The sequence below is a fragment of the Modestobacter sp. KNN46-3 genome (assembly GCF_011039295.1).
This window is the reverse complement of the sequence record NZ_JAAKGN010000063.1, coordinates 1-26259: the sequence shown is the minus strand read 5'-3', so window position 1 is coordinate 26259 and position 26259 is coordinate 1. Positions and strand designations below refer to the sequence as shown.

Below are 26259 nucleotides of genomic sequence, written 5' to 3'. Positions count from 1 at the left end.
GCCGATGACCAGGCTGGTGGTGCCCCGTGCGTCCAGGAAGGCGTCGTACCAGTCGCCGCCGACCAGCTGGGCGTCGCCGGCGGGCTGGTACCGGGCGGACAGCTGCAGGTGGGCGGGCCGGGGCAGCACCGGTGGCAGCAGCGCCCGCTGCATCGTCTCGGACACCGAGCGCTGCCAGGCGTAGGCGAGGGCGTTGTCCACCACGAGTGCGGCCCGGTCGGCCATCGCGGTGACCAGTTCCTGCTCGACCGCGGTGTAGGGCACCGCTGCCCCGGCCCGCCCACCTGCAGCTGTCCGCCCGGTACCAGCCCGCCGGCGACGCCCAGCTGGTCGGCGGCGACTGGTACGACGCCTTCCTGGACGCACGGGGCACCACCAGCCTGGTCATCGGCGACGTCGCCGGCCACGACATCGACGCGGCGGCCACCATGGGGCAGCTGCGCACCATGCTGCGGATGGCCGGCCACGACGGCACGGCCTCCTCCGGCGCCGTGCTGACCGCCGTGGACGCCGCCTGCGACACCCTGGAGCACGGGGTGTTCGCCACCGCCCTGGTCGCCCAGATCGACGGCGACCCCGCGGCCGCACCGGGTGGGGCCCGGGCCATCCGCTGGTCCTCGGCCGGGCACCCGCCGCCGCTGCTGCTGCACGCCGACGGCCGCGTCGACGTCCTCACCGACCCGGTCGGGCTGCCGCTGGGCGTGCTGCCCGACCAGCCGCGTCCGGAGCACCGGTGTGTGCTGCCGGCCGGGTCCACGCTGCTGCTCTACACCGACGGCCTGATCGAGAACGGCGCCGGCCCTGCCGGCGCCCGGGACCTCGACCAGGGTCTGGAGCGCCTGGTCGAGGCGCTCACCGACGCCGCCGCCCTGGGGCTGGACGAGCTCTGCGACCGGGTGGTCGGGACGCTGCTGCCCGCCGCCGGGGCCGACGACGACGTCGCCCTCATCGCCATCCGGGTCGGCGCCGCGCCGGGCTAGGAGTCGACCCGGGCGGTCTCCCGGCGCATCCGCAGCCCCTGCAGGAGCAGGCCGGCGGCGAGCACCGCCCCGACGCCCTCGCCGGCGCGCAGCCGCAGGTCCAGCAGCGGCTCGCAGCCGAGGGCCTGCAGGACGGCGTCGCTGCCGCGCTCCCGGCTGCGCTGCCCGGCCACCAGCGCCGACTGCGCCGCGGGCTCCAGCAGCACGGCGACCAGCGCCGCGACCGCGGTGGCGAACCCGTCGAGGACGACGACCGCCCCGGCCTCCGCCGCCCCCAGCACCACCCCGGCGAGCACGGCGAGCTCGGGTCCGCCCAGCTCGACCAGCGCCGTCAGCGGGTCCAGGTCGGTGCCAGCCCGGGTCAGCGCCGCCGCGACGACGTCCCGCTTGCGCTCGACCATGGCCGCGTCCGCGCCGGACCCGAGCCCGGCCACCACGGCTGGTTCCACGTGCAACAGCGCGGCGGCCAGGGCGGCGGCGACCGTGGTGTTGCCGACGCCCACCTCACCGAGGGCCACCAGCCCTGCCCGGCCGTGCTCGACGCCCAGTGCCCGGCCGGCCGCCAGCAGCGCAGCGGCGTCCGCCGCGGTCATCGCCGGCCCGGTCACCAGGTCCCCGCGGGCTCCCGACGGCCGGGCCACGACCGCACCGGGCAGCGGCGGGCCGGTGACCCCGGCGTCCACCACGACCAGGTCCAGCCCCGCCGACCGGGCGGCGGTCGCCCCCATCGCCACCCCGGCGATCGCGGCGGTGACGACGTCCCGGGTGGCCGAGGCCGGGTAGGCCGAGACGCGGTGCGCGGTGACCGGATGGTCGGCGGCGGCGAGCACCAGCACACCGCCGGTCAGACCTCCCCGGCCCAGCGCCACCGCCCGGGCGACCGCGCCGTCCAGCACGCCGAGCGACCCCGGCGGGGTGAGCAGCCGGTCGGCGTCGTCCCGGGCGCCGACGACCTGCTCGGGCACCGGGCTGCGCAGCCGGGACGGCGGTGGTGCGGGCGCGGCCTCCTCCGCCGGCCACCGGTCGGCCAGGACGACGTCGGAGAGCGGCTGCCGGCGCGACCAGGCGGCCCGCTCCAGACCCGGCGCCGGCGGGCGCTCGTCGGGCCAGCCCAGGCACAGCCAGCCCAGCGTGACCACCCCGTCGGGCAGGCCGAGCAGCGCGGCGAGCTCCTCGGGGCGGAACAGCGTCACCCAGCCGACGCCCAGGCCCTCCGCCCGGGCGGCCAGCCACAGGTTCTGGACGGCGGTGGCGCAGCTCCACAGGTCGGCGTCGGGGAAGGTCGCCCGGCCCAGCACGCCGGCCGCGGGCGCCCGCCGGTCGCAGCAGACGACGACGCCCAGCGGCGCCTCCCGCACACCGGCCAGCTGCAGGTCCAGCAGCCGGGCGGCGGCGTCGGGGTCGAGCTGGGCGGCCTGGCGCAGCCGCTCGCGGTCGGTGAGGACGGCGGCGGTGTCCCGGATGCCGGCGTCCCGGACGACGACGAAGCGCCACGGCTGGCTGTGCCCCACCGACGGCGCCTGGTGCGCGGCCGTGAGCACCCGGGTGAGCACCTCGTCGGGCACCGGGTCCGGGCGGTAGCGCCGGACGTCGCGGCGGGCCTCGACCGTGCGGTACAGCCCGGCCCGGTCGGCGTCCGGCAGCGCCCAGCCGGCGGGGTCCGCGGCGCGCTCGGTGGCCGCGGTGCCGTCGCCGATCAGCGGCACCGGCCGCGGGTACGTCATCCCTCGACCTGCGCGAGGAACCGGCGGACCGTCTCCAGGAAGACCTCGGGCTGCTCGGAGTGCACCCAGTGCCCGGCCTTCTTCACCCGCACCAGCCGGGTCGTCGGGAACAGCTCGTCCATCCGCGGCCGGTCGCTGTCGAGGACGTAGGTGGAGTTCGCCCCGGCGATCCAGAGGACCGGCCCTTCGTAGCTGGCCCCCGGCGGTGGGTCGGGGAACCGGCGCAGCTCGCCCAGGTCGCGGGCCAGGGTCTCCAGGTTCAGCCGCCAGCGCCAGCCGTCGCCCTCCCCGACGCCGTCCCGGACCAGGCTCTGCAGCAGGAACGACCGCACCATCGTGCTGGGGACGGCGGCGCGCAGCGCCTCGTCGGCGTCCTCCCGGGTCTCCAGCCGGTCGAGGTCCATGCCCTGCATCGCGGTGATGAACGCGGCGAACGGGGAGGCCTCCTCGTCGGGGTCCTCGGTCCGGCCGCCGGACTCGGGGTAGTCGGTCGGCGCGATGTCGACGACGACGAGGGCGCGCAGCAGCTGGGGACGGCGCAGCGCCAGCTGCATCGCCACCTTGCCGCCCATCGAGTGCCCGACCAGCGTCACCGGCTCGCCCAGCTGGGCCAGCTCGGCGGCGACGAACTCGGCCATGTCGACGTAGTCGACCCGGTCGGTCCACGGGGAGTGCCCGTGGTTGGGGAGGTCGAGCAGGGTGACCCGGTGCCCGTCGGCGGCCAGCGCCTTGGCGATCGTCGTCCAGTTGCGGCCCTGGCCGAACAGGCCGTGCACGAAGACCACACGGGGCCCGGTGTCGCCGAGCGTGCGGGCCGACAGGCGGATGTCCTCGGTCATGCGCTGATCGCAGCACATGTCGCTGCGCCTGGCTGTCGGTGGGCGCCCGTAGCGTCGGGCGGACCGGTCGTCGACCCCCAGGAGAACACCCGTGCCCGGACGCCGACGGCGCTCCACCAGCTCGACCCGCAGCACCACGACGACCACCCGGACGGCGGCGCCGCGGAAGGCAGCCGCGAAGAAGGCTGCCCCCCGGAAGGCTGCCCCGAAGACCGCACAGAAGGCCGGGAGCGAGCTGCCGGTCGCCGGGCCGGGGGAGCGGGTCTGGGTGCTCGCCGTCCCGTTCCGCGCCCCGGCACCGGGGGCCAGCTGGCACGCCGGCCTGTCCGCGCACGTGTACGTGGGCGCAACCCTGCCCGCGGCGCTGGCGCCCTACGACCCGCCGCCGTACAGCCTGGAGCGGTTCCTCGAGGACGAGCTGAACGCCGAGCCCCGCCCGGTGCCGACCGGCCGCCCCATGTCCCCGCGGCCGGAGCAGGTCACCGGTGCGGCGGTCATCGCCGCGCACGAGGCCGCGGGCGGGCGGATGTTCCTGCTCGGCGACGACCCGGGCGTGGGCAAGACCGGCACCGCCGTCCTCGCGGTCCAGCAGATCGCCGCGCGGCGTGCGGACCAGCAGCGGCCGGTGCGCACCGTGCTCGTGGTCGCCGACCGGCCGGCCGCCATCACGGTGCCGCACTGGGCCCGCTCGATCGCGGCCTTCGGGGGCACCGCAGCTGAGGGGCAGGGCCTGCGCTGGTGCGTGACCACCTGGGACCGGCTGGGCAAGGTCGCCGGGCTGACGAAGGCCACCGGGCAGAGGTTCGACGTCGTGGTCGCCGACGAGGCGCACATGGTCCGGCACACCACCACGCAGCGGTGGAAGCACTGGCGGTCGGTGTCCGGCGCCGGCCGGGTCAAGGACGCCCCCTACGTCCTGCTGGCCACCGCCACCCCGGCGCACACCCCGCTGGAGCTGCCCTACCTCGCGCCGCACTTCGCCGCGGTGCACGGCGAGCCACTGAAGGACTGGAACGACCTGCCCAGCCGGCTCGCGGCGCACGGGTTCCACGTGGAACGTGCCCGGTACGGCTGGAGCTGGACCGAGGACGCCGAGGAGCGGCGGGCCGACCTGACCCGGCTGCGCAGCTGGCTGGCCGACACCGACCCGCCCGCCACGCTGCACCGCCCCGCTCCGTGGGGGCCGGTGTCGGTCACCGGCACCCCGGTCGAGCTGACCCCGGCCGAGCGCGCGCAGTACGAGGCGGAGTGGTCGGAGTTCCGCGCGGAGATGCAGCTGGCCCGCCGGAAGCGGGAGACCGCCCGCGGCCGCGCCGCGCTGCTGCGGTTCCGGCAGAAGGCCGGGCTGATCCGCGCGCAGGCCACGGTCGACTGGGTGAAGGCCCAGGTCGAGGCCGACCGGCAGGTCGCGGTGTCGGTGGAGTTCGTCGAGACCGCCGCCGACCCGATCCGGGAGTCCTTGCTGGACGGCGGGGTGGCGGTGGCCTCGATCTACGGCCGGGACCGCTTCGACGTCGAGGCCGAGCGGCTGCGCTTCCAGACCGGCGAGGCACCGGTCTGCGTGTTCACCGTGACCGCCTCGATCAGCCTGCACGCCGGCGAGGTGTTGCCCGGCGGCCACACCGCGTCGACCACGCCGCGGGTCGGGCTGTTCCACCAGCCGCGGTTCTCCGGCATCGCCGCCCGCCAGGTCACCGGCCGCACGCACCGCGACCACCAGGTCTCGCCGTGGCGGGTCGCGTTCGCGCAGGACACCGTGGAGGAGGACGTAGCCCGGGTGATGGTCGAGCGGCTGGCCGTCACCGGCTCGACCGCCGGCGGCGACACCGCCGGGCTGCAGCAGATCGCCGAGCTGCTCGACGCGGACTGGCTGCCCACGACCTCGCTGACCGGAGCCGACTAGCGGGGAGCGAGCCGCATCGGCAGGTGCGGGATGCCGTCCTCGACGTAGTCCGGCCCCGAGCGACGGAACCCGAACCGCTCGTACCAGGACTCCAGGTACGCCTGGGCGCCGATGTCGATGGTGCGGCCCTCGCACAGCTCGATGCCGCGAGCGACGAGCTGGGCCGACAGGCCCCGACCCCGGGCGCCCTTCGCCGTCGCGACCCGGCCGATCGCGCGGTCCTCGCCGTTGCTCAGCACCCGGATCGTGGACAGCACCGTGCCGTCGTCCGCCTCGTGCCAGAGGTGCACGGTGGTCGGCTCGGCATCCCGGCCGTCCAGCTCCGGGTACGGGCAGGCCTGCTCCACGACGAAGACGTCGACCCGGAGCCGCAGGATCCCGTAGAGCTCGGCCGGGGTCAGCTCGGCGAAGGCCGCCTCGCGCAGGGCGGGTGCATCGGTCACCGGTGCATCGTCGCAAGCGGTCAGGACGCCGCCCGCCGCAGGTGCTCGCGGTGGGCCAGCAGCGCCCAGACGACGTGCCCGAGGTCCATCCGCTCCCCACCGGCCGGCCAGGCGCCCGGCAGTGCGGCGTCCGGCACCAGGGTCAGCAGCGGCCGCGGCGACGTGGCCTCCCTCGCGGGCAGACCGACGGCGAAGGCCGGGTCGGCCGGACCCCAGACCCGCTGCCCGGCGCGGTCGTGGGCCACGAGCTCCCGCCCCCGGCGGTCCAGCGCCAGGTCCTCGTCGTGCACCAGGCCGTGGTCGACGTCGCAGAGCAGCACCATCGCCGACACGTCGGTGCGACCACCCAACCGCCACGGTGTCAGGTGGTGGGCGTGCAGCCGCTCGATCCGGGTCTCGGTGCAGCCCGGTCGGGCACAGCCGCCGTCCCGGGCCAGCAGCGCCCGCCGCTGCGTCACGGTGGCCAGCCGCCGGCGCCGTCCGAGCGCGAGCGGCTGACCGTTCCGCTCGACGATCACCGTCAGCGCCGCCTCGCAGGCCATCCGCCGCACCTGCGCCGGGGTGAGCGCCGGGCCGCCCTCCAGGTGCGCCCGCCCCGCGGCGGCGTCGTCGGCCAGGACGTCGGCGTCCACGTGCACCACCACCTCCCGGCGCGGCGGGTCGCCCGCCCGTCGCCCGGTGTCGGCGGCGACCTCGGCCAGCTGGGCCAGCGCCCGGCAGCGACGCGCGCTCATCCGTTCCCGCGGGAACGTCTCAGGGTCCGCCGGGCAGTCGGCGGCGGCAGCGGCCCGGGTCGTGGCGGCGCGTTCCCGGCGGGCGTCGCGCTCGGCCAGCGACTCGACCGACGCCAGCAGCGCCGCGCCGGCCTCGCCGTCCATCCGGACCTGCAGCACGAGCATCCCGTCGGCGTCCCAGTGCCACTGGAAGGACCGCTTCTCCGCGACCAGCTCCTCGTCGACGGCGTCCGACCGGCGCCAGGCGCGCACCACCCGCTCCACCTGGGACGCCGTGGCGTGCCGCGCCAGCTCGACCAGCTCGACCTCGGTGCCGGCGTCTGCCACCCGGCTGATCGCCCGCACCTTGGAGTACGACAACCGCCCCGCGGCGAACGCCTCCGCCGTCACCGGCAGCGAGCCCAGCGCCCGGGCGACCCGCACGTGCTCCCGCGCGGCACCCGGGCTCATCCCGCACTGCCAGGCCAGCCAGTGCGCACAGCTCTGCACGCCGACCTCGCCCCAGCCCTCGCGGGCGTCGAACTCCGCGACCAGCCGCAGCCAGGCAGCGGTCGCCGCTGCCAGCCGCACCGCCCCCGACCGGATCTCCCGGGCCAGCTCCTCGACCGACCGCTGACCCGTCAGGTCGAGCTCCGTCACGTCGAACCCAGACACGTCCTGCACCGCCACGACTGCACCCATGCCGCGACGCTGGCACCCGGGTACGACAGAACCGCAGCTCAGCGACCCGTCGGTGGAAGGGCCGCCGGGAGCGGTGTTAGCGTCGGGAGCTGACACGGGGTGTCCCACCGGGGACTGAGAGCACACCCGTCGAACCTGCTCCAGTTGGTACTGGCGAAGGGATGTCACGGCGATGGACGCCATCGATCTGCGCGCCGCCGGCACGGCGCTGCGCGACTCCGCACCCCTGGTGCACTGCCTGACCAACACGGTCGTGCAGACGATCACCGCCAACGCGCTGCTGGCGATCGGCGCTGCACCGGCCATGGTCGACGACCCGGCCGAGGCCGGCGAGTTCGCCGCCGTCGCCTCCGCGGTGCTGGTCAACGTGGGCACGGTGCAGCAGCGCACCGCCGAGGCGATGCGGCTCGCCGCCCGCACCGCCGGCGAGGTGGGCACCCCGTGGGTGCTGGACCCGGTGGCCGTCGGCGGGCTCACCTTCCGCACCGAGCTCGCCGCCGACCTGGTCGAGCTGCGCCCGACCGTCGTCCGGGGCAACGCCTCGGAGGTGCTGGCCCTGGCCGGCGCCGGCAAGGGCGGCCGCGGCGTGGAGAGCACCGACTCCCCGGAGGCCGCGCTGGAGACGGCGCAGGAGCTGGCCCGCCGGACCGGCGGCGTCGTCGCGGTCAGCGGCCCGGTCGACGTCGTCACCGACGGGGAACGGGTCGTCCGGGTGGGCGGCGGGTCGCCGCTGCTCACCCGCACCACCGGCGCCGGCTGCGCGCTCGGCGGCATCGTCGCCGCCTACGCCGCCACCACCGGTGACCCGCTCACCGCCGTGGTCGCCGCCCACGCGCACGTGGCGCTGGCCGCCGAGGCCGCCGCCGGGCTCGCCGCCGGGCCGGGCACGTTCGCCGCGCTGTGGCTGGACGCGCTGGACGCGGTCGACGGCGACGCACTCGCCCGCGCCGACGTCCGCAGCGCATGAGGGCCGGCTTCGACCCGCGGCTCTACCTGGTCACCGACACGCTGCTCTGCGCGCCCCGGTCGGTGCCCGAGGTGGTCGCCGCCGCCGTCTCCGGTGGGGTGACCGCCGTCCAGGTGCGGGACAAGACCGCCGGCCGGCGCGACCTGCTGGCCCTCACCCGCGCGGTGCAGGAGGTGCTCCGGCCGACCCCGCACGTGCGGCTGGTCGTCAACGACGCCGTCGACGTCGCGCTGCTCACCGGGGCCGACGGCGTGCACGTGGGCCAGGACGACCTGCCGGCCACCGACGTCCGGACGCTGCTGGGCCCCGACGTCCTGATCGGCGTCTCCGTCGGCAGCGCGGCCGAGCTGGACGACGTGCTCGCCCTCCCGGCCGGCACCGCCGACCTGGTCGGCCTCAGCCCGGTCTGGTCGACCCCCACCAAGCCGGACGCCGGTGCCGCCCTGGAGCTCGACGGCACCCGAGCACTGGCCGCCCGCGCCCGCGCCGGGGGCCTGCTGTCGGTGGCCATCGGAGGCATCTCCGCCGCCACGGCCGCCGCGGTGGCCGGAACCGGGGTCGACGGCATCTGCGTGGTCTCCGACATCTGCGCCGCCGCCGACCCGGCGGCGGCCGCCCGCACACTGCGCGCCGCGATGGCCGGGGAGCTGGTGGCCCGATGAGCGCAGCAGTGGCCCTGACCGTGGCCGGCAGCGATCCCAGCGGCGGCGCCGGCATCCAGGCCGACCTGAAGACCTTCAGCGCGCTCGGCGTCTACGGCACCGCGGTGCTCACCGCACTCACCGCGCAGAACACCCGCGGGGTGACCGGGGTGCACCCGGTGCCGGCCGACTTCGTCGGCGCGCAGCTGGCCACCCTGCTGGACGACGTGACCGTGCATGCCACCAAGCTCGGCATGCTGGGCACCGCCGACGTCGTGCGGACGGTCGCCGCCGCGCTGGCCGACCGCCCGGGCGGTCCCGTGGTCTGCGATCCGGTGATGGTGGCGACCAGCGGTGACCGGCTGATCTCGGTGGAGGCAGTGGACGCCGTCCGCACCGACCTGCTGCCGGTCACGGACCTGCTCACCCCGAACGTGCCCGAGGCCGCGGCCCTGCTGGACGTGGCACCCGCGACGACGGTCGAGGAGCTGGCCCCGCAGGCCCGCGCGCTGCTGGAGCTCGGGCCGGCGGCGGTGCTGCTCAAGGGCGGGCACCTGGGCGGGGACGAGAGCGTCGACGTGCTGGCGACGGCGGCCGGGGTGCTGGAGACCCGGCGGCCGCGGGTGGCGACGACGTCAACCCACGGCACCGGCTGCACGCTGTCCTCAGCGCTCGCGGCGCTGGCCGCCCGCGCACGGCTCGCGGGGGACGACCTGGACTGGGCGCCGCTGGTCGACGGGGCTCGGGACTACCTGCAGGCCGCGCTCGAGGCCGGGGAGTCCCTCGGCGTCGGCTCCGGGCACGGGCCGGTGCACCACTTCGCCGGCCGCTGGTGAGCCGAACCCGCTGACTCAGCTGTCGCCGAGGACCTCGCGCAGCACCCGGGCGGCCAGCTCGTCGCCGCCGGCGGCGGCGATGGAGAAGTGCTCGACGGCGGAGTCGACGTCGCCGGTCTCCAGCAGCAGCACTGCCAGGTTGTGGTGGGCGTGCAGGTCACCGCCCTCGACCCCGGCCCGGTAGGCGGCCTCGGCGGCGACGGCGTCGTCCAGCTCGTCGCGGTACAGGTTGCCCAACGGGAGCCAGGTCGCGACCTCACCACGGGCCGCGCCCCGCTCCAGGACAGCCCGGGCCTCCTCGACCCGTCCGGTGCTGCGCAGCAGGTCGGCCAGGCCGGTACGGGCGTGCTGGTGGTGGTCGGCGCCCGCCCGCAGCTCCGGCTCCAGAGCCCGGTCGTGGCTCTCCTGCCAGCGCCAGCAGGCCAGGGTGGCGCGGGCCACCGGGTTGCCGGCGTCCGCAGCGACCTGCGCCCAGTGCCAGGCCGCCAGTTGCCGCCCGGACGACCGCAGCAGGTACGCCAGCTCCAGCGCCGCCGGGTGCGCGCCGCGCTCGGCAGCCACCCGGAACGTCCGCTCGGCCTCGGCCGACCGGTCCTGGCCCTGCAGCGCCACGCTCAGCGCAGCCCAGCCTCCCGGCTCCCCCCGGTCCACCGCGGTGCGGGCGGCGGTCTCCGCCTCCGACCAGCACCCCAGCCGCAGCAGCGCCCGCGCCAGGTCCAGCCAGGCGTCGTCCTGTCCGGCGTCGGCCGCCCGGCGGTACGCCACGGCGGCCTCCGCCCAGCGTCCGAGGACGCCCAGGCAGCCGGCCAGGTGGCGGAGGGCGACCGGGTCGCCGTGTGCTGCCGCCGTCCCGAGGAGCTCGACCGCCTGCTCGTGGTCGCCCAGGTCGGCGAGCGCGCAGCCCCGGTCGACGAGGGCGTCGACGTCGGGGCCGTTCTCGGGGTCCAGGGGCACGTCGGCAGTCTGTCGTGATCATCGGGTCCGGCGCATGCCCCGAAGGGGCGGGTCCACCCGTTCAGGGGGTCCAGTCCGGTGGGTCGGCCGGCTGGAGGTCCGGGTCGTCGGCGGCCAGCGTGCGCACCGGACCGGGCGTCGTGCGCGGGCCCTCGAACCGGACGGTCACCCGGTTGAGCCCGCTGCCCCACACCCAGCCGGAGCCGAGGTCGGGGTGGACGACGTCCTGCCCCGGGTACCAGGCGACGACGCTGGGGCCCGGCTCCGGGTCGGCCAGCAGCTCCGCGGGCTCGACCACCTCGACGGGCTCCACCACCTCGGTGGGCTCGGCGAACAGGTCGCCCTGCGCGTACGGCGACAGCCCCGAGACGCCGACGCCGAGCAGCCGCAGGCCACCGCTGCGGTCCACGGCGCCGAGCAGCCGGTGGGCGATCTCGGCGATCTGCCGCGGGTCGTCGACGGCGTGGGCCAGCGTCTGCGACCGGGTGAGGGTGCTGAAGTCGTAGCGGCGGACCTTCAGCGTCACGGTGCGCCCCGAGGTCCCCGAGCGCTGCAGCCGGCTGCCCACCCGGATCGCCAGCGCCTCGATCTCGGTGGCCAGCCGGGCCGGGTCGGTCAGGTCGCGGGCGAAGGTCTCCTCGGCGCTGACCGACTTGGCCTCCCGGTCGGTGACGACCGGCCGGTCGTCGTCCGCGCGGGCCAGCCGGTAGAGCCCGGCGCCGTGCGCCTGGCCGACCAGGCTGGTCAGGTCGACCAGCGACAGCCGGTGCAGGTCGCCGATCGTCTTCACCCCGATCTGGGCCAGCCGCTGGGCCGTCGCCGGCCCGACGCCACCCAGCGCGCGCACCGGCAGCGGGTGCAGGACGGCGAGCTCCTCCCCGGGCGGGACGACGGTCAGGCCGTCCGGCTTGTCCAGCTCCGAGCCGATCTTCGCCACCGCCTTGGAGGTGCCGATCCCGACCGACCCGGTGACGCCGCCGGTCGCGACGGCGATCCGGGCCTTGAGGTCGGCCGCCAGCGCGGTGACGCCGGGGACCGACAGGTCGTGGTCACCGGCGGCCAGGTCGACGTAGGCCTCGTCGATGGAGACCGGCTCGACCAGCGGGGAGAGCTCGCGCAGCAGCGCCATCACCACCTCCGACGTCCGCCGGTAGGCGGCGAAGCGGCCGCCGAGGAAGGCGGTGCCCGGCGGGCAGAGCCGGCGCGCCTCGGCGGTGGGCATGGCGCTGCGGGCGCCGAACGCCCGGGCCTCGTAGGAGGCGGTGGAGACGACGCCGCGGCCGCCCGTTCCCCCGACGACGACCGGGCGGCCGCGCAGCGAGGGCTTGTCCCGCTGCTCGACGGCGGCGAAGAACGCATCGAGGTCCAGGTGCAGGATGCTGGGCTCCCGACGCACGCCTCCATGATGCCGCGCCGTGCACGGGGGCCGGGGTCAGCCGCGCGCGACCACCCAGCTCACGCACTGCCCCTGGTTGCGGAACGACGGGTTGTTGAAGCCGGCCCAGCCGCCCTGCTTGCACTCGTCCTTGCCGGCCGGGGGTGCGGTGTCGGCGGTGCCGTCGCAGTCGCCGTCGATGAAGGTCTCACCGGTCGCCTGGTCCCAGACGGTGAGGCAGTCGTTGGCCGCGCCGAGCGCCTGGACGTCGTAGGGCGTCTCGTTCACCGCGAAGACGACGATGCCCCACTCGCTGGGCAGGCTCGGGTCGCCCGCGCTGTTGCCGGCGATCTCGAAGTCGGCCTGCTCGCCGAGCAGGTAGTCGCCCTTGGTGTTCCAGGTGACGTTGCCGGCGATCACCCCGGAGCCGCCGTCGACGTACCCGCCGGTGCGCAGGGTGTGCAGGGTGTTGCCGGTGACGGTGAGCCCGTCGACGTCGTTGTTGGTCCAGGCGCGGTTGGTGACCCAGCCGCTCATCGGCCCCTGCTGGACCGGGCCGTGGACCGTGTTGCCGGAGATCGTCACGTCGTCGGCGCCGTTGACCCCGATGAACTCCCCGCGGACCAGGTCGGCGCTGGTCAGCTCGAGACCGGAGATCGTCGCCCCGCTGCCGGCCGGGGTGACGGTGAAGGTGCGGGCGTTGGTGCCGGTCTGAGTGACCGTCACCCCGGCGTCGGCGGTGATCGTGACCGCCTTGCCGACCGTGGTGGCACCGGCGACCGTCAGGTCCTCGGTGACCCGGATCGTGTCGCCGGCGGACGCCGCCGACACGGCGGCCGCGAGGGTCGGGTGGTCGCAGCCGGCGGTGCAGACGGTGAGCTCCTCGGCCGCGGAGGCCACCGAGGGGGTCCCGAGGACGGCGGCGGCGGTGACGACCGCCCCGGCGAGAACGCGCTTGGACACGGGGACTCCAGTCATCGGGGGACCTGGACACCGTTTCGCCGGCAGCCGGGGTGGGAGGAAGCTACGGGGGACCGGTGCAACCGTCAACGACCGGCCCGCACCCGAACAGAGGAGTCCAGATCCGCATGGTCGAGCAGAGCAGCTGGAGCCGGATGTCCCAGGAGGACCCGGCGCACTCCACCGCCTACGTCGAGCGGTTCCGCCGGCTGGCCGCCCAGGGCACCGACCTGGCGGGGGAGGCGCGGCTGGTCGATGCGCTGCTGCCTCGCGGCGCCCGGGTGCTGGACGCCGGCTGCGGTCCCGGCCGGGTCGGCGCCGTCCTGTTCGACGCCGGGCACGAGGTGGTCGGGGTGGACGCCGACCCGGTGCTGATCGCCGCCGCCGAGGCCGACCACCCCGGGCCCCGCTGGCTCGTCGGTGACCTCGCCGAGCTCGACCTCCCCTCCCTGGGCATCACGGACCGGTTCGACGGGATCGTCTGCGCCGGCAACGTGATGGCCTTCCTCGCACCGAGCACCCGCGGCGAGGTGCTCCGCCGGCTGCGCACCCACCTGCGCCCGGACGGGCGGGCGGCGATCGGCTTCGGTGCCGGGCGCGGCTACGCCTTCGAGGAGTTCCTGGCCGACGCCGACGCCGCCGGGCTGACCCCCGACGTCCTGCTGTCCACCTGGGACCTGCGGCCCTACTCCCCGGACGCCGACTTCCTGGTCGCCGTCCTGCGTCCGGCATGACCCTGCTGCCGGACCCGGCGACCTTCTCCCGGCGCGACGCCCAGCGCGCGGCGGGCCGGACCCGGTTCGTCGCCACCGGCGCGCAGACCCGCGGGGACTTCGGGCTGTTCGAGGTGACCATGGCCCCGGGCGGCAGCGGCCCCGGGCCGCACCTGCACCGCACGTTCAGCGAGTCCTTCCACGTGCTGGAGGGGTCGCTGGCGGTGCTGGCGAACGGCGAGTGGACGACGGCGCACGCCGGCGACCTGGTCTACGTCCCCCGTTCCGGGGTGCACGGCTTCCGGTCGGTGGGCCCGGAGGTCGGAGCCCGCTTCCTCATCCTCTTCACCCCCGGCATCCCGCGGGAGGAGTACTTCACCGGGCTGCTGGAGCTGCACGCGAACGGGCGGACCCCGACCCCTGCGGAGATCGACGCGTTCGCGCTCCGGCACGACCAGCTCAACCTGCGGGACTGAACCCGATCGTGCCGCTGCTGACCGTCGGCCACGGGCCCGAGGACCAGGCCCGCCTGCTCGCCCGGCTCGCCGGCGCGGGGGTGGAGCAGCTCGTCGACGTCCGGCGGTTCCCGGGCAGCCGGGTCAACCCCGACGTCCGGCGCGAGGCGCTCAGCGAGTGGCTCCCGGCGGCGGGTGTCGCCTACCGTTGGGAGGAGCGGCTGGGCGGTCGGCGCCGGCTGCCCGCGGACGAGCCGGTCGCCGACGGCTGGTGGACGGTGGCCCAGTTCGCCGCGTACGCCGCGCACACCCGCACCGCCGAGTTCGCCGACGCCCTGGACGAGGTGCTGGCCGCCGCGGCCGACCGCACGGTGGCGGTGATGTGCAGCGAGAGCGTGTGGTGGCGCTGCCACCGACGGCTCATCGCGGACGTCGTCGTGCTGGGCCGGGAGCTGCCGGTGGACCACCTGATGCCCGACGGACGGCTGACCCTCCACCGCCCGGCCGAGGGCGCCGTGCGCGGAGCCGACGGGTCGGTGCGCTGGCCGGGGTGAGTCACTCGCAGGCGGTGCCGTCCCCGTCGCCGTCCATCCGGTCGGACCACCCCGGGTCGCCGCGGTGCAGGGGTGCCGCGCCGGCTGACCGGGCGGCGTCGCAGTTGGCGAAGGGCTCGACCGCGGTGGACGTTCCCGCGGGAACGTCCACCGGGACCGGCGCGGTCGACGTCGGGACCGGCTCGCCCGGGCAGGTGTCCAGCACCCGGGCGATGGCGTCGTGCTCGGCCTGTGTGACCCACAGCCCGTAGGTGGCCTTCACCGCGACCTGGCGGGCGACGTAGGCGCAGCGGTAGCCGCGGTGGGCCGGCAGCCAGGTGGCGGCGTCGCCGTCGCCCTTCTGCCGGTTCGCCGCGTAGTCGACGGCCAGCAGGTTGAGCGGGTTGTTGGCGAAGGCGGTGCGCCGGGTCTCGTCCCAGCCGAACGCGCCGGTCTGCCAGCCGTTGCTGAGCGCGACGACGTGGTCGATGTCGACGCTGCTGCCATCACCCTTCTCGAACGCGATGGTCTGTGCGGTGTACGGGTCGACCAGGGTGCCGCTGACCACCACGCAGTCCTGGGTGCCCGGCCGGAACTGCTCCTGCGTCAGGTCGCGGGCCAGTACGTCGTTGCGGGTGTCGCAGCCGTTGCGGTCGACGTCGGCCCAGGTGGCGCCGAACTCGTCACGGTCGTAACCGGTCTTCGCCGCGCGGCCCTTGACCGGGAGGGTGGCCAGCACGTCGGCGGCGGGCTGCCCGGCCGTGGGGGCGCCGGATGTCGACTGCTGGGCGGCCTCGGAGACGGCGTCCGCGGCCGGGGTCGCTGGGGTGTCGGCCGGCGCGCAGGCGGCGGTGCCGAAGACGGCGAGCGCGGCCAGCGCGGTGATGCGGTGTTTCACGTGGAGCCCCCGGGAGTCGGCCAGCCCCGACGGTAGGTTCCGTGCGGCCCGGATCGGCGGACCTGCCGGGCGCGCCGGGCGACGTGTCGCCCGGCGCTGGGGGATCAGCCCCGACCACCCCGACCGTTGCCGTTGCCGTTGCCGGTTGCGTCAGCGGTGCTGGCGACCTCGACGGCCTCGGCAGTGTCGGCCTCGGGGGCGGGCACGGGGGCAGGAGCGGGCTCGTTCTTGCTCGCCTTGTTGCGCGCTGCGGAGGAGACGGCCTCGCCGTGCTCCCGGCCCGTGGCGAAGCTGGACTTGGCGACCGACGAGACGGCCTGCCCGTGGTTGGCCGGGGCCGACGGCTCGGCCGGCACCTCGGGGGCCGTGGGCTCCTCGGTCCCCTCCGGCTCCGGCTCGGGCGCCGGCTCGGTGACCGGGTCGGCCGTGGGCTCCTCGGTCTCCGGCGCCTCGGGGGTGGCGGTCGGCTCCGTGGTCTCCGGGGTCACGGTCGGGTCACCGACGTCCGTGGGGTCGGTGACGTCGGTGTCCTCCGTGGTGCTGACCTCCGACGTCGTCGGCTCGGCGGCGGCGGTGACCACCTGGGTGGTCACCGCAGCGCCGCCACCGGCCACGACGACGGCCGTCGCGCCGGCGGCCACCTTGGCGGCCAGTGAGGCGGAGAGGGCCTTGGCGAGCAGGCCGGAGAGGAGCGAGAACACAGGTGACCTCCAGGTCGTGGATGGAGCGTTGCCTGGAGCATCGGCAGCAGGGCGCCGCAGGTTGAGTCGCCCGGGTCTCGTATCCCCGATCGAGTGAACGGCGGTCAGCGGGGGAGCGGGACCCAGTACCGCCGGGTGCGGCCCAACTCGGTGTCCCGGACGTCCTCCAGGAGCCCGCCCGCCCCCTCGATCGCCCGCGCCGAGGCCTGGTCCGAGGGGCGGATGCCGTACCCGATGTGACCGCCGGCCCGGAGCAGGAAGTCGTTGAGCTGGTGGCGCAGCGCGATGGCCCCCAGCACGGTGTCGCCCTCGACGATCCACCAGTAGGTGCAGTGCACGCGCCCCTCGGCGATGGGCCGCCCCGGGTCCGACTCCGCACGCAGCCGCTGCACCCAGGCCGCGAACCCCTCCGGCGTCTCGACGTCGTCCTCGGGCCGCAGGCCGGCGCCGTCCTCGTGCACCCCGGCGCCCCAGGGATCAGTTGGCCATGTCGACGAAGCGGCTGTAGTGGCCCTGGAAGGCGACGGTGACGTTCGCGGTGGGGCCGTTGCGGTGCTTGACCAGCATGATGTCGGCCTCGCCGGCCCGCGGGGACTCCTTCTCGTACATGTCCTCGCGGTGGATCATCATCACCATGTCGGCGTCCTGCTCGATCGAGCCGGACTCACGGAGGTCGGAGAGCATCGGCTTCTTGTCCTGACGCTGCTCCGAGCCACGGTTCAGCTGGCTCATCGCGATCACCGGCAGCTCGAGCTCCTTGGCCAGCAGCTTCAGCGCACGGGAGAACTCCGAGACCTCCTGCTGGCGGCTCTCCACCTTCTTGCCCGACGTCATCAGCTGCAGGTAGTCGATGACGATGAGCTTGAGGTCGTTGCGCTGCTTGAGCCGCCGCGCCTTGGCCCGGATCTCCATCATCGTCATGTTGGGGGAGTCGTCGATGTAGAGCGGGGCGTCGGCGATCTCGCCCATCCGGCGGGCCAGCTTCGACCAGTCCTCGTCCGACAGCGTGCCGGCGCGCATGTGGTGCAGCGGCACCTTCGCCTCGGCCGACAGCAGACGCATGGTGATCTCGTGCTTGCTCATCTCGAGCGAGAAGATCGCCGCCGGCATGTGGTGCTTCACCGTGGCCGAGCGGGCGATGTCCAGCCCCAGCGTGCTCTTGCCGACACCGGGGCGGGCGGCGATGACCACCATCTGGCCGGACTGCAGGCCGTTGGTGAGCTCGTCGAGGTCACGGATGCCGGTGGGGACACCCCGCGCCGTCCCGCCACGGGAGGCGATCGCGTCGAGCTCGTCCATCGTCGGCTGCAGGACGTCGGCGAGGCGGGAGTAGTCCTCGCTCATCCGCTTCTCGGTGACGTCGTAGATCTCCTGCTGGGCGCGGTCGACGATGTCGTCGACGTCGCCCTTCCCGCCGGCCGCGCCGTAACCGAGCTGCACGACCCGGGTGCCGGCCTCGACCAGCCGCCGCAGCACCGCCTGCTCCGCGACGATCGCCGCGTAGTACCCGGCGTTCGCCGCGGTCGGGGTGGAGGCGATGAGCGTGTGCAGGTAGACCGCGCCGCCCATCTTCGACAGCTGGTCGGTGCGGTTCAGCTCCGCGGCGACGGTGATCGCGTCGGCGGGCTCACCCCGGCCGTACAGGTCGAGGATGACGTCGAAGACGACCTGGTGGGCCGGGCGGTAGAAGTCCGGGCCCGCCAGGACCTCGACCACGTCGGCGATCGCGTCCTTGCTCATCAGCATGCCGCCCAGGACCGACTGCTCGGCAGCGACGTCCTGAGGGGGCTGCCGGTCGTACTCCGGAGCCGTGACCCTCGGCCTGCTGATGTCGTCGACGACCGCCACGCTGATGTTCTCCTCGTCCCCTGCTCTTGCTGCCGTTCGAACGTGCGTTCGGACAACAGCTACCACCGGGCGCCGACAGTTCGTGCCCGGCGGTAGCTGGGGGTGACGTTAGGAACCCGGGAGGGGGCGCGTCCAACACCGCTGTGCACGCCGATCTGCACAACTTGTGGACAAGTCGGTGGACAGAGGCGGTCACCGTGTGGAGACCGTGGTGGACCCGCGGACGTCGCGTCCCCGCCACCCCCTCGTCACCTGCGCCGGAGCCTCTCCCGGGGTGTGGACAGGAGAAATCCGGGAACTCGTCGCAGAACTCGCCGCCCGGGCGTGTCGGCGGATCCCCGCAGGTCACACGCGTAACGGGTCGGTGGTAGGGGCGTCGTCCCCGAGGCTCGGCGGCGCTGCGCGGTGCCACCCGGGTCGGGGGCGCCGTTCACCTGCCGTCCACGGAGGGACGGCGCCCGTGTCGACACGGGAGGACGCCCAGGAGACCCCGGGAACGCCACGAGGGGCGCCGGACCGGAGTCCGACGCCCCTCGTGGGGACAGTGCTGTGGATCAGCCGGCGACGACGTCCACGGTCACCGGCACGGAGACCTCGGGGTGGACCCGCACCGTGACGGTGTGGGTGCCGAGGCTCTTGATGCTGCTGGGCAGCTCGATCCGGCGACGGTCGAGCTCCGGGCCACCGGCCGAGGTCACCGCGGCGGCGACGTCGGCGGTGGTGATGCGGCCGAAGAGCCGGCCACCGTCACCGGAGCGGGCCGGCAGCGTGACGGTCAGCTGCGCGAGCTGACCGGCGACCGCCTGGGCCTCCTCGAGCGAACGCACGTCGCGCGCAGCGCGCGCCCGGCGCAGGCTGTTGACCTGCTTCTCGGCACCTCGGGTGGCCAGCATGGCCAGCCCGCGGGGCAGGAGGTAGTTGCGGGCGTACCCGCCCTTGACCTCGACGGTGTCGCCGGAGGACCCGAGACCGGTGACCTCCTGCGTGAGGATCAGCTTCATGGTGCTCATGATCAGCGCGCCGTGGAGGTGTAGGGCAGCAGTGCCATCTCGCGGCTGTTCTTCACGGCCACGGCGACGTCACGCTGGTGCTGGCTGCAGTTGCCGCTGACGCGGCGGGCACGGATCTTGCCGCGGTCGGAGATGAACTTCCGCAGCAGGGTCGTGTCCTTGTAGTCGATGTAGGTCGCCTTGTCCTTGCAGAACTGGCAGACCTTCTTCTTGATCTTGCGGGGGGGAGGCTTGGGCACTGGGTTCTCCAGAGATCAGTACAGAGGGGGGATCAAAAAGGCGGTTCGTCGGAGGACGCCGGCGGGGTGGACCAGGGGTCGCTGGCTCCGCCACCGGAGAAGCCACCGCCACCGCCACTGCCGCCACCGCTGTTGCCGCCGCCGCCGCCGAACCCGCCGCCGCCACCCTCGCTGCGCGCAGCGCGGGTGACCTTGGCGGTGGCGTACCGCAGGGAGGGGCCGATCTCGTCGACCTCCAGCTCGATGACGGTGCGCTTCTCGCCTTCCTTCGTGTCGAAGGACCGCTGCTTCAGCCGGCCCGACACGATGACCCGCGAACCGCGGGTGAGCGACTCGGCGACGTTCTCCGCCGCCTGGCGCCAGACGTTGCAGCGGAGGAACAGCGCTTCGCCGTCCTTCCACTCCTGCGACTGACGGTCGAAGGTGCGGGGCGTCGAGGCGACGGTGAAGTTGGCGACGGCGGCGCCGGACGGGGTGAACCGCAGCTCCGGGTCGGCCGTCAGGTTCCCGATGACGGTGATGACGGTCTCGCCGGCCATGGTCAGTGAGCCTCGGGGCGCATCAGCTTGGTGCGCAGGATGGACTCGTTGAGGTTCAGCTGACGGTCCAGCTCGGCGACGGCGGCCGGCTCGGCCTGGATGTCGACGATGGCGTAGATGCCCTCGGCCTTCTTGTCGATCTCGTAGGCCAGCCGACGGCGGCCCCAGATCTCCGTCTTGACGGTGCCACCGGAGTTGGTGACGACGGTCAGGAAACGATCCAGGCTGGGAGCGATGGTCCGCTCCTCGAGCTCAGGGTCGAGGATGATCATCAGTTCGTAGTTACGCACGGAGAACCCCACCTCCTCTGGTCTCAGCGGCCGCAGGGTGTCTGCAGCAGGAGGGTCGTACATGCGTCGCGCGCCCGGACCTGCTTCGGAGCAGGAGAGGACGCGCACCGGCCAGGCTACCAGCGCCCTCGACAGGACGTATGCGTCGGACCGGCGATCTACGCTCCCCGGGTGACCGAACAGCTGATCGGCGTGCACGTCGGACCGGGCCTGACCGAGGACAACGAGCTGGCCGACGGCGGCCCGCTGGCCCGCGCCGCCGAGCTGGACGCCGACGCGGTGCAGGTGTTCCTCGCCGATCCCCAGGGCTGGAAGGCACCCAAGCCGCGCCCGGACGCCGAGGCGCTGCTCGACTCCGACGTCGCCGTGTTCGTGCACGCCCCGTACGTGCTCAACGTCGCCTCGACGAACAACCGGATCCGGATCCCCAGCCGCAAGCTGCTCGGCCAGCACGCCCAGGCGTCGGCCGCCGTCGGGGCCCGGGGCATGGTGGTGCACGGCGGGCACGTGCTGGCGAAGGACGACCCGTCGGCCGGGGTCGACAACTGGCGGAAGACCTTCGCCCGGCAGGCCGACGAGGGCGGCTTCGGCCTCCCGGTGCTCATCGAGAACACCGCCGGCGGGGACAACGCGATGGCCCGCGAGCTCGACGCCGTCGCCCGGCTGTGGGAGGCCGTGGGCGAGTTCGGCGCGGGGTTCGTGCTGGACACCTGCCACGCCTGGGCCGCGGGCTGGGACCTGACCCGGGTCGTGGACGACGTCCGGGCGATCACCGGCCGGATCGACCTGGTGCACCTGAACAACAGCCGCGACCCCGCCGGCTCCGGTCGCGACCGGCATGCACCGCTGACCGCCGGGGAGATCCCGCTGGAGCTGCTGGTGGGCGTGGCGCGCTCCGCCGGCGCCCCCGTCGTCCTGGAGACCCCTGGGGACACCGCGGGTCACGCCGAGGAGATCACCCTGCTGCGCGGAGCGCTCGCCGGCTGAGGCCTGCGGCGCAACGTGAACCGGTCGGGGGCCTGGTCCAGGACGCCGCCGGCGGGGTCGTCGGTGCCCGGCCAGCTGCGCCGCACCAGGTCCCGGTCCGGGGACCACACCTCCCGCACGACCAGCGCCATCAGGACGAGGACGGCGACGTCGCGCACCACCACGGCGAGGTAGAACCACTCCACGTCCAGGCCGTTCTCGTCCGCCCCGAGGTAATAGAGCATGGTCGTCATCCAGACCAGCACCTCGGTCGCCTGCCAGAGCAGCAGCGCACGCCACCGCGGACGGGCCAGCACGGCCAGCGGCAGCAGCCACAGCGAGAACTGCGGGCTCCACACCTTGTTCAGCAGCAGGAAGGCCGCCACCAGCAGGAACGCCAGCTGGGGCAGCCGTGGCCGCAGCGGGGCCGCCAGGGCCAGCCAGGCCACGGCAGCGGCCGACAGCAGGAGCACGACCGCGACGGTCGTGTTGAGCACCGACGGCGTCTGCCCCTCGGCCAGCGGACCGTCCAGGATCCGGTCACCGGTCAGGTCCAGGGCGATCGCCCAGACGCTCTCCGGGTTCGCCGGCCGGACGTCGCTGAAGGTGAAGAACCGGGCCCAGTTCTCCGGCGCGGCGCGGGCGACGGGCAGGTTCACCGCCAGCCAGGCCAGCCCGGCGGCGACGATCGCCGACAGCCACGCCCGCAGCCGGCCGGCGCGCAGGCACAGCACGAAGAGCACGCCGAGGACGATCACCGGGTAGAGCTTCGCCGCGATCCCCAGCCCGATCAGCACGCCGGCCAGCACCGGGTGCCGGCGCGCCCAGGCCCACATGCCGAGGGTGGTCAGGGCGATGGCGAGCAGGTCCCAGTTGGTGAAGGCGTGCACCAGCAGCAGCGGCGACAGCGCGACCATCGCGGCGTCCCAGGGTCGGCGGCCGGCCAGACCCAGGACGCCGCGGGTCACCAGGAGCGCCAGTGCCGACAGCAGCAGACAGGTGACGACGTAGAAGCTCGCCACTGGCACGGTGGAGATGCCCGCCGCGAGCCCGTCCCAGCCCCGTGCGACCACCGCGGCGAGCTGCATCAGCGCACCGGTGAGCACCGGGTACTCGACGGCGGAGTCGAGGTAGGGCACCTGCCCGTCGTCGATCCCGTGGGTGAAGAACAGCGGGACGGCGTCGTTGTAGCAGAAGTGGGTGTACTGCTTGCTGCCCGTCCAGTTGCCGGTGGCGCACGGCGCCTGCTTGGCCCAGGCCAGCCCGAGCACCACCACGGTGAACAGCAGGCACACCCGCAGCGGCGTCCAGAAGCGGGCGCCCCCGGTGACGGCGTGCCGACCCCAGGGACCGCCCACTGCCTCGCTGGCCTGGATCGCCACCGGGTCGGTCCAGGACGGCACGATGCGGTCCGGTCCCGGCGGTGCAGACACCTCGGGCCCGCCCCCCGGCCGGTCGGCCGGGACGGACGGGCCCGTCGGTGTCGCACTCACCGGGTCAGTCTGCCTGCTGCCCCGGTCAGCCGTTCGGACCCGTGGGGGACGGTGCCGTCGTCGACGGGACCGGGGTGACCGACGGCGCCGGTGCGACCGTCTCCTCCACCTCGGGCGCCTGACTGGTGACCGGAGCCGAACTGCTGCTCGGTGCCCTGGTGGGGGCCGGAGCCTGCCTGGTGACCGGTGCCGGCTCCGGCGCCGGCGCCTCGCTCGTGGTCGGGGCCGGGGCCTCCGTCGTCGGCTCCGGGATGCTCCGGTCCGGGTCGCCCTGGATCAGCGCCTTCGACGGGAGGGGCTGCTCCGGCGTGCCCTCGAGCACGGTGTTCATGAACTGCTGCCAGATCTCCCCCGGCAGCCCTGACCCGTAGATGATGTTGCCCCGGGCGTTCGTGATGGCCTCGGTGCCCTTCGCCCCGATCCACACCGCGGTGGAGATCGACGGCGTGTACCCCACCATCCAGGCGTCGGAGTTGTCGGTGCGGTCCAGGCCCTGGGTGCCGGTCTTCGCCGCGACCGGCCGGTTGCCGTCCAGCGCGAGCTTCGAGCTCGCGGCCACGTCGGTCAGCGCGAAGGTGACGTCGTTGGCCACCTCGGGCGAGATCGCCTGCGTGGAGGCGGTCGTCCCCGTGCCCAGCACCGTCCCGGCGCTGTCGGCGACCGAGGCGACGAAGTGCGTCGCGTGGTGCACCCCGCCGGCGGCGAAGGTGGCGAAGCCGGCGGCCTGCTGGATCGGCCGGACCGCGTACTCCCCGATGCCGATCGAGCCACCGGTGGTGTTGGTCGTCGGGATGCTGAGCGTCTCGAACCCGGTCAGGTCCGTGGGCACGGTCGGGTCGTCCCGGTTCGGGTCCCACGTCGCCGGGAGACCGGCGATCTCCCGGGCCGTCTCGGCGACCACCTCGGGGCCGACCTCGTAGGCGAGCCCGTAGTACGTGGTGTTCAGCGACCTGGTCATCGCCTCCTTGAGCGTGCAGTTTCCGCACTGCGCGTTGCCGGAGTTGACCACCGGCAGCCCGGGCCGGTCCTCGAACTCCTGCGGCGAGCTGCCGTCGCGACGGGTGCTGACGCTGTAGCCGTTCTCCAGCGCGGCCGCGAGGGTGTACGGCTTGAACGACGAGCCCGGCGGCTTGAGCGCCTGCGCGTAGTCGGTGGTGTCGACCGCCGGGTCCTCGCTGCTGCTCAACGCGTTGCCGTAGTAGGCGAGCACGCCGCCGGTCGCCGGGTCGACCGCGACCAGTGCCTCCTGCAGGTTCTGCGGTTCACCGGCCATCACGTCGTTCACCGCGGCGACCGCGGCGTCCTGCTTGGCCTTGTCCACGGTCGTGGTGATCCGCAGGCCGGCGGAGTAGATGTCGTCGCGCGAGTAGCTGAACGGCTGCCGCTGCAGCTCGTCGAGGACCTGGCGCACGATCAGCCCCTCGGGGCCCTCCGGGATGCCGGAGCTGCTGCCGGTGTTGGGCAGCACCGCCGGGTAGACGGCGGCCTCGCGTGCCGCGGCGTCCAGCCAGCCCTGCTCGACCATCGCGTCCAGCACCGGGCCCCAGCGCTGCCGGGCACCCTCCGGGTTGGTCTCCGGGTCGTTGGCGCTGGGGTTCCGGATGAGGACGGCGAGCACCGCGCCCTGCTCGGGGGTGAGCTGCGCGGCGGACACCCCGAAGTAGGTGTTGGCCGCCGCCTCGATGCCGTACGCCCCGCGGCCGAAGTAGATCGTGTTGAGGTAGTTCTCGAGGATCTGCTCCTTCGAGTACTCGTTGTCCAGCTTGACGGCGAGGAAGAGCTCCTTGAACTTCCGGCTGAACGTCTGGTCGGAGGTCAGGAAGGCGTTCTTCACGTACTGCTGGGTGATGGTGGAGCCACCCTGGGTCGAGCCACCGGTCAGGTTGTTCCACGCCGCCCGCACGATGCCGGTGAAGGAGATGCCCGGGTCGGTGTAGAAAGCGCGGTTCTCCGCGGCCAGGATGGCGTTCTGGGCCGGCTCGGAGACCTGCCCGAGGGTGACGTTCGTCCGGTTCTCGTTGCCCAGCCGGGCCATCTCGGTGACGCCGTCGGCGTAGTACACGACCGTCGTCTGGTCGTTCTGCACCGACTCCGGCGTGGGCACCTCGGTCGTGGCGTAGACGACGCCGACGAAGACGCCCAGCAGCACCAGCATGCTCAGGAACGCCCCGGCGAGCACCTTCGGCCAGCGCCGGCGCTTCTGCTTCGCACCCTTCTTCTTCCCACCACCGGGCGGCCGGCTGCTGCCCCCGGGCCGTCGACCGCCCGTCGGCGGCTTCACCGGGGGACGGCCACCGCCACCGCCGCCACCGGACCGGGCCGCCGGACGCCCACCACCGTCACGGGACGCCGTCGTCCGGGCCCGGGCGGGCGGCGGGCGGCGGACACCGCCGGCACCACTGCCGCCGGAGCCGGCGCGGCCCCGGGCCGGCGGGGGACGGCGGACCGCGCCGCCACCGGGGGTGACGCGGGCGGTCTCGTCGTGGGGAGGCACGCGGTGGGCCCCTTCCTGCAGGTCGTGGGGTGCTCAGGCGCCGGACTGCTCGCGGTGCCTGCGCGCCCAGGGTGGCGTCTTCAGCTGTGTGTCGGCTGGGAGCGCGTCAGCTCAGCCGGGCGGGACGACGCCTTGCGGCGGTCCTCGCGTGGTGCGCGTCCCGGCGACCCAGTGCGTGGTCCACCACCGAACGACGTCCGGGCACGGCCGCCAATGTACGCACTGACCAGCGGTTCACGACCTCCTCCACAGGTCGACATGGGACGGGTGGGACACCCGTCAACTGGCTGTCCGACTTGCGTGCAGTACAGCGCTCGGATGTATCGTGCCGATACATCGATCCGGTGAACGCCGGCAGACCAGGAGGTGGCGCCGTGCTCGAGTTCGCCATCCTGGGCCTGTTGCAGCAGTCGCCCATGCACGGCTACGAGCTCCGCAAGGAACTGGCCGCCGTCCTCGGTGGGCTCCGCTCGATCTCCTACGGCTCGCTCTACCCGGCGCTCAAGCGCCTGCAGGCGGCCGGCCTGATCGCCAGCGACGACCCGACCCCGCGGTCCCTGCTGCCTGCCGACGCCCCGGCGCTCACCGGTCGTCGCGGAAAGGTCGTCTACGCGATCACCGCCGAGGGCAAGGAGCGCTTCGCCGACCTGGTCAGCCAGACCGGTCCCGAGGCCTACGACGACGAGGGCCGGTTCGGCGTCCACCTCGCCTTCTTCCGGCACACCGCCGCCGACGTGCGGCTGCGCATCCTGGAGGGCCGCCGGCGCACCGTCGAGCGCCAGCGCGACCGGCTCATGGACTCCCTGCGCCGCACCCAGGAGAAGCTCGACCGCTACACCCTCGAGCTGCAGCGGCACGGTCTGGACTCGGTCGACCGCGAGGTCCGCTGGCTCACCGAGCTCATCGACAGCGAACGCGACGTCGCCGCGGATGAAGGCCTCGACGGCGTCCCGGGCCTCGCTGTCGCTGTACTGCTCCGGCGGGCTCTTCATGAAGTAGGACGACGCGGACAGGATCGGCCCGCCGATGCCCCGGTCCTTGGC

The 26259-nt window shown here is 74.5% G+C and carries 26 protein-coding genes, 3 pseudogenes and 1 riboswitch; of the genes and pseudogenes, 10 read left to right on the top strand and 19 right to left on the bottom strand.

The window, feature by feature from the left end:
* Positions 1 to 264 (bottom strand): annotated as a pseudogene (locus G5C62_RS14530) (histidine kinase); the annotation flags it as partial.
* A 2-nt stretch (positions 265 to 266) separates the two neighbouring features.
* On the opposite strand from G5C62_RS14530, the gene G5C62_RS14525 reads away from it, so the two are divergent.
* Entirely contained in the window at positions 267 to 980 is a 714-nt protein-coding gene (locus G5C62_RS14525) for a PP2C family protein-serine/threonine phosphatase (RefSeq protein WP_164701553.1), read from the top strand.
* Here G5C62_RS14525 and bluB read toward each other — a convergent pair.
* The gene (gene bluB, locus G5C62_RS14520) at positions 977 to 2704 is read right to left on the bottom strand and encodes a 5,6-dimethylbenzimidazole synthase (protein ID WP_164701551.1); all 1728 of its coding nucleotides are present in this window, start codon (positions 2702 to 2704) and stop codon (positions 977 to 979) included. The two genes, G5C62_RS14525 and bluB, sit on opposite strands and share 4 nt — an antisense overlap.
* Positions 2701 to 3543 (bottom strand): alpha/beta fold hydrolase, encoded by an 843-nt coding sequence (locus G5C62_RS14515; RefSeq protein ID WP_164701550.1) that lies wholly within the window; start codon positions 3541 to 3543, stop codon positions 2701 to 2703. Before G5C62_RS14515 ends, bluB begins: the two co-directional genes overlap by 4 nt.
* Positions 3544 to 3634: 91 nt before the next feature.
* On the opposite strand from G5C62_RS14515, the gene G5C62_RS14510 reads away from it, so the two are divergent.
* Positions 3635 to 5446, top strand: a complete 1812-nt coding sequence (locus G5C62_RS14510) for a DEAD/DEAH box helicase family protein (RefSeq protein WP_164701549.1) — start codon at positions 3635 to 3637, stop codon at positions 5444 to 5446.
* On the opposite strand, the gene G5C62_RS14505 is transcribed toward G5C62_RS14510, so the two are convergent.
* Together G5C62_RS14505 and G5C62_RS14500 are read right to left on the bottom strand one after the other, a co-directional pair.
* Positions 5443 to 5889 carry a GNAT family N-acetyltransferase gene (locus G5C62_RS14505; protein ID WP_164701548.1) on the bottom strand — a complete coding sequence of 149 codons (447 nt, stop codon included), beginning with the start codon at positions 5887 to 5889 and terminating at the stop codon, positions 5443 to 5445. The genes G5C62_RS14510 and G5C62_RS14505 overlap by 4 nt on opposite strands.
* 20 nt (positions 5890 to 5909) lie before the next feature.
* Positions 5910 to 7304 (bottom strand): HNH endonuclease signature motif containing protein, encoded by a 1395-nt coding sequence (locus tag G5C62_RS14500; protein WP_164701547.1) that lies wholly within the window; start codon positions 7302 to 7304, stop codon positions 5910 to 5912.
* An 85-nt stretch (positions 7305 to 7389) separates the two neighbouring features.
* Positions 7390 to 7483: riboswitch (TPP riboswitch) on the top strand.
* Between G5C62_RS14500 and thiM the strand changes: the two genes are divergently transcribed.
* The 3 genes from thiM to thiD all read left to right on the top strand — a co-directional run bounded on the left by thiM (position 7477) and on the right by thiD (position 9748).
* Positions 7477 to 8271: a hydroxyethylthiazole kinase gene (gene thiM / locus G5C62_RS14495; RefSeq protein ID WP_036333019.1), complete on the top strand. Its 795-nt coding sequence runs from the start codon at positions 7477 to 7479 to the stop codon at positions 8269 to 8271. Its footprint overlaps the riboswitch before it by 7 nt.
* Complete coding sequence (gene thiE, locus G5C62_RS14490) at positions 8268 to 8933, top strand: thiamine phosphate synthase (RefSeq protein WP_164701546.1); 666 nt, start codon at positions 8268 to 8270, stop codon at positions 8931 to 8933. Before thiM ends, thiE begins: the two co-directional genes overlap by 4 nt.
* Positions 8930 to 9748, top strand: a complete 819-nt coding sequence (gene thiD / locus G5C62_RS14485; RefSeq protein ID WP_164701545.1) for a bifunctional hydroxymethylpyrimidine kinase/phosphomethylpyrimidine kinase — start codon at positions 8930 to 8932, stop codon at positions 9746 to 9748. The genes thiE and thiD overlap by 4 nt, the downstream gene beginning before the upstream one ends.
* A gap of 15 nt (positions 9749 to 9763) precedes the next feature.
* Here thiD and G5C62_RS14480 read toward each other — a convergent pair whose 3' ends face one another.
* From G5C62_RS14480 to G5C62_RS14470, 3 genes are all read right to left on the bottom strand, one after another.
* The gene (locus G5C62_RS14480; RefSeq protein WP_036333025.1) at positions 9764 to 10702 is read right to left on the bottom strand and encodes a tetratricopeptide repeat protein; all 939 of its coding nucleotides are present in this window, start codon (positions 10700 to 10702) and stop codon (positions 9764 to 9766) included.
* A 61-nt stretch (positions 10703 to 10763) separates the two neighbouring features.
* Positions 10764 to 12098 (bottom strand): DNA polymerase IV, encoded by a 1335-nt coding sequence (locus G5C62_RS14475; RefSeq protein WP_164701544.1) that lies wholly within the window; start codon positions 12096 to 12098, stop codon positions 10764 to 10766.
* Positions 12099 to 12134: 36 nt separating this feature from the next.
* Positions 12135 to 13040, bottom strand: a complete 906-nt coding sequence (locus G5C62_RS14470; protein WP_052090532.1) for a hypothetical protein — start codon at positions 13038 to 13040, stop codon at positions 12135 to 12137.
* A 125-nt stretch (positions 13041 to 13165) separates the two neighbouring features.
* On the opposite strand from G5C62_RS14470, the gene G5C62_RS14465 reads away from it, so the two are divergent.
* From G5C62_RS14465 to G5C62_RS14455, 3 genes are read left to right on the top strand one after another with little or no spacing between them, the layout of a single operon-like run.
* Positions 13166 to 13771: a bifunctional 2-polyprenyl-6-hydroxyphenol methylase/3-demethylubiquinol 3-O-methyltransferase UbiG gene (locus G5C62_RS14465; RefSeq protein ID WP_036333029.1), complete on the top strand. Its 606-nt coding sequence runs from the start codon at positions 13166 to 13168 to the stop codon at positions 13769 to 13771.
* Positions 13768 to 14226 carry a cupin domain-containing protein gene (locus G5C62_RS14460; RefSeq protein WP_052090533.1) on the top strand — a complete coding sequence of 153 codons (459 nt, stop codon included), beginning with the start codon at positions 13768 to 13770 and terminating at the stop codon, positions 14224 to 14226. The genes G5C62_RS14465 and G5C62_RS14460 overlap by 4 nt, the downstream gene beginning before the upstream one ends.
* Before the next feature lie 8 nt (positions 14227 to 14234).
* Entirely contained in the window at positions 14235 to 14759 is a 525-nt protein-coding gene (locus tag G5C62_RS14455) for a DUF488 family protein (RefSeq protein WP_164701543.1), read from the top strand.
* Position 14760: 1 nt separating this feature from the next.
* Here the strand turns inward: G5C62_RS14455 and G5C62_RS14450 are convergent, their stop codons facing one another.
* The 8 genes from G5C62_RS14450 to rpsF all read right to left on the bottom strand — a co-directional run bounded on the left by G5C62_RS14450 (position 14761) and on the right by rpsF (position 20263).
* Positions 14761 to 15636: a DUF1524 domain-containing protein gene (locus G5C62_RS14450; RefSeq protein WP_164701542.1), complete on the bottom strand. Its 876-nt coding sequence runs from the start codon at positions 15634 to 15636 to the stop codon at positions 14761 to 14763.
* 104 nt (positions 15637 to 15740) lie between these two features.
* A complete protein-coding gene (locus G5C62_RS14445) occupies positions 15741 to 16337 on the bottom strand; it encodes a hypothetical protein (protein WP_052090535.1) in 597 nt (198 codons plus the stop codon).
* A gap of 104 nt (positions 16338 to 16441) precedes the next feature.
* Positions 16442 to 16798, bottom strand: coding sequence for a GNAT family N-acetyltransferase (locus tag G5C62_RS14440; protein ID WP_206330647.1), 357 nt, complete (start codon positions 16796 to 16798; stop codon positions 16442 to 16444).
* A 16-nt stretch (positions 16799 to 16814) separates the two neighbouring features.
* Positions 16815 to 18185, bottom strand: a complete 1371-nt coding sequence (dnaB, locus tag G5C62_RS14435; protein ID WP_036333037.1) for a replicative DNA helicase — start codon at positions 18183 to 18185, stop codon at positions 16815 to 16817.
* Between the two features lie 554 nt (positions 18186 to 18739).
* Positions 18740 to 19186 (bottom strand): 50S ribosomal protein L9, encoded by a 447-nt coding sequence (gene rplI / locus G5C62_RS14430; RefSeq protein WP_036333039.1) that lies wholly within the window; start codon positions 19184 to 19186, stop codon positions 18740 to 18742.
* Between the two features lie 11 nt (positions 19187 to 19197).
* Positions 19198 to 19434 carry a 30S ribosomal protein S18 gene (gene rpsR / locus G5C62_RS14425; protein WP_036333041.1) on the bottom strand — a complete coding sequence of 79 codons (237 nt, stop codon included), beginning with the start codon at positions 19432 to 19434 and terminating at the stop codon, positions 19198 to 19200.
* Positions 19435 to 19466: 32 nt separating this feature from the next.
* A complete protein-coding gene (locus G5C62_RS14420; protein WP_036333042.1) occupies positions 19467 to 19973 on the bottom strand; it encodes a single-stranded DNA-binding protein in 507 nt (168 codons plus the stop codon).
* A gap of 2 nt (positions 19974 to 19975) precedes the next feature.
* Entirely contained in the window at positions 19976 to 20263 is a 288-nt protein-coding gene (gene rpsF, locus G5C62_RS14415) for a 30S ribosomal protein S6 (protein WP_036333081.1), read from the bottom strand.
* Positions 20264 to 20434: 171 nt separating this feature from the next.
* On the opposite strand from rpsF, the gene G5C62_RS14410 reads away from it, so the two are divergent.
* Positions 20435 to 21250 carry a deoxyribonuclease IV gene (locus G5C62_RS14410; RefSeq protein ID WP_206330646.1) on the top strand — a complete coding sequence of 272 codons (816 nt, stop codon included), beginning with the start codon at positions 20435 to 20437 and terminating at the stop codon, positions 21248 to 21250.
* Here the strand turns inward: G5C62_RS14410 and G5C62_RS14405 are convergent.
* Positions 21205 to 22632, bottom strand: a complete 1428-nt coding sequence (locus G5C62_RS14405; protein WP_241175899.1) for a glycosyltransferase family 87 protein — start codon at positions 22630 to 22632, stop codon at positions 21205 to 21207. The genes G5C62_RS14410 and G5C62_RS14405 overlap by 46 nt on opposite strands.
* Positions 22633 to 22747: 115 nt before the next feature.
* Entirely contained in the window at positions 22748 to 25003 is a 2256-nt protein-coding gene (locus G5C62_RS14400; RefSeq protein ID WP_241175898.1) for a transglycosylase domain-containing protein, read from the bottom strand.
* A 242-nt stretch (positions 25004 to 25245) separates the two neighbouring features.
* On the opposite strand from G5C62_RS14400, the pseudogene G5C62_RS29025 reads away from it, so the two are divergent.
* Positions 25246 to 25848 (top strand): annotated as a pseudogene (locus G5C62_RS29025) (PadR family transcriptional regulator); the annotation flags it as partial.
* A 285-nt stretch (positions 25849 to 26133) separates the two neighbouring features.
* Here the strand turns inward: G5C62_RS29025 and G5C62_RS29020 are convergent.
* Positions 26134 to 26259, bottom strand: a pseudogene (locus G5C62_RS29020) (inositol-3-phosphate synthase); the annotation flags it as partial.

What these genes read in the sequence shown, in the direction of transcription:
- bluB (WP_164701551.1), bottom strand. Translation starts at nt 2,704, where the DNA reads ATGACGTACCCGCGGCCGGTGCCGCTGATCGGCGACGGCACCGCGGCC.
- G5C62_RS14515 (WP_164701550.1), bottom strand. Translation starts at nt 3,543, where the DNA reads ATGACCGAGGACATCCGCCTGTCGGCCCGCACGCTCGGCGACACCGGG.
- G5C62_RS14500 (WP_164701547.1), bottom strand. Translation starts at nt 7,304, where the DNA reads ATGGGTGCAGTCGTGGCGGTGCAGGACGTGTCTGGGTTCGACGTGACG.
- thiM (WP_036333019.1), top strand. Translation starts at nt 7,477, where the DNA reads ATGGACGCCATCGATCTGCGCGCCGCCGGCACGGCGCTGCGCGACTCC.
- thiE (WP_164701546.1), top strand. Translation starts at nt 8,268, where the DNA reads ATGAGGGCCGGCTTCGACCCGCGGCTCTACCTGGTCACCGACACGCTG.
- thiD (WP_164701545.1), top strand. Translation starts at nt 8,930, where the DNA reads ATGAGCGCAGCAGTGGCCCTGACCGTGGCCGGCAGCGATCCCAGCGGC.
- G5C62_RS14465 (WP_036333029.1), top strand. Translation starts at nt 13,166, where the DNA reads ATGGTCGAGCAGAGCAGCTGGAGCCGGATGTCCCAGGAGGACCCGGCG.
- G5C62_RS14460 (WP_052090533.1), top strand. Translation starts at nt 13,768, where the DNA reads ATGACCCTGCTGCCGGACCCGGCGACCTTCTCCCGGCGCGACGCCCAG.
- rplI (WP_036333039.1), bottom strand. Translation starts at nt 19,186, where the DNA reads ATGAAGCTGATCCTCACGCAGGAGGTCACCGGTCTCGGGTCCTCCGGC.
- G5C62_RS14420 (WP_036333042.1), bottom strand. Translation starts at nt 19,973, where the DNA reads ATGGCCGGCGAGACCGTCATCACCGTCATCGGGAACCTGACGGCCGAC.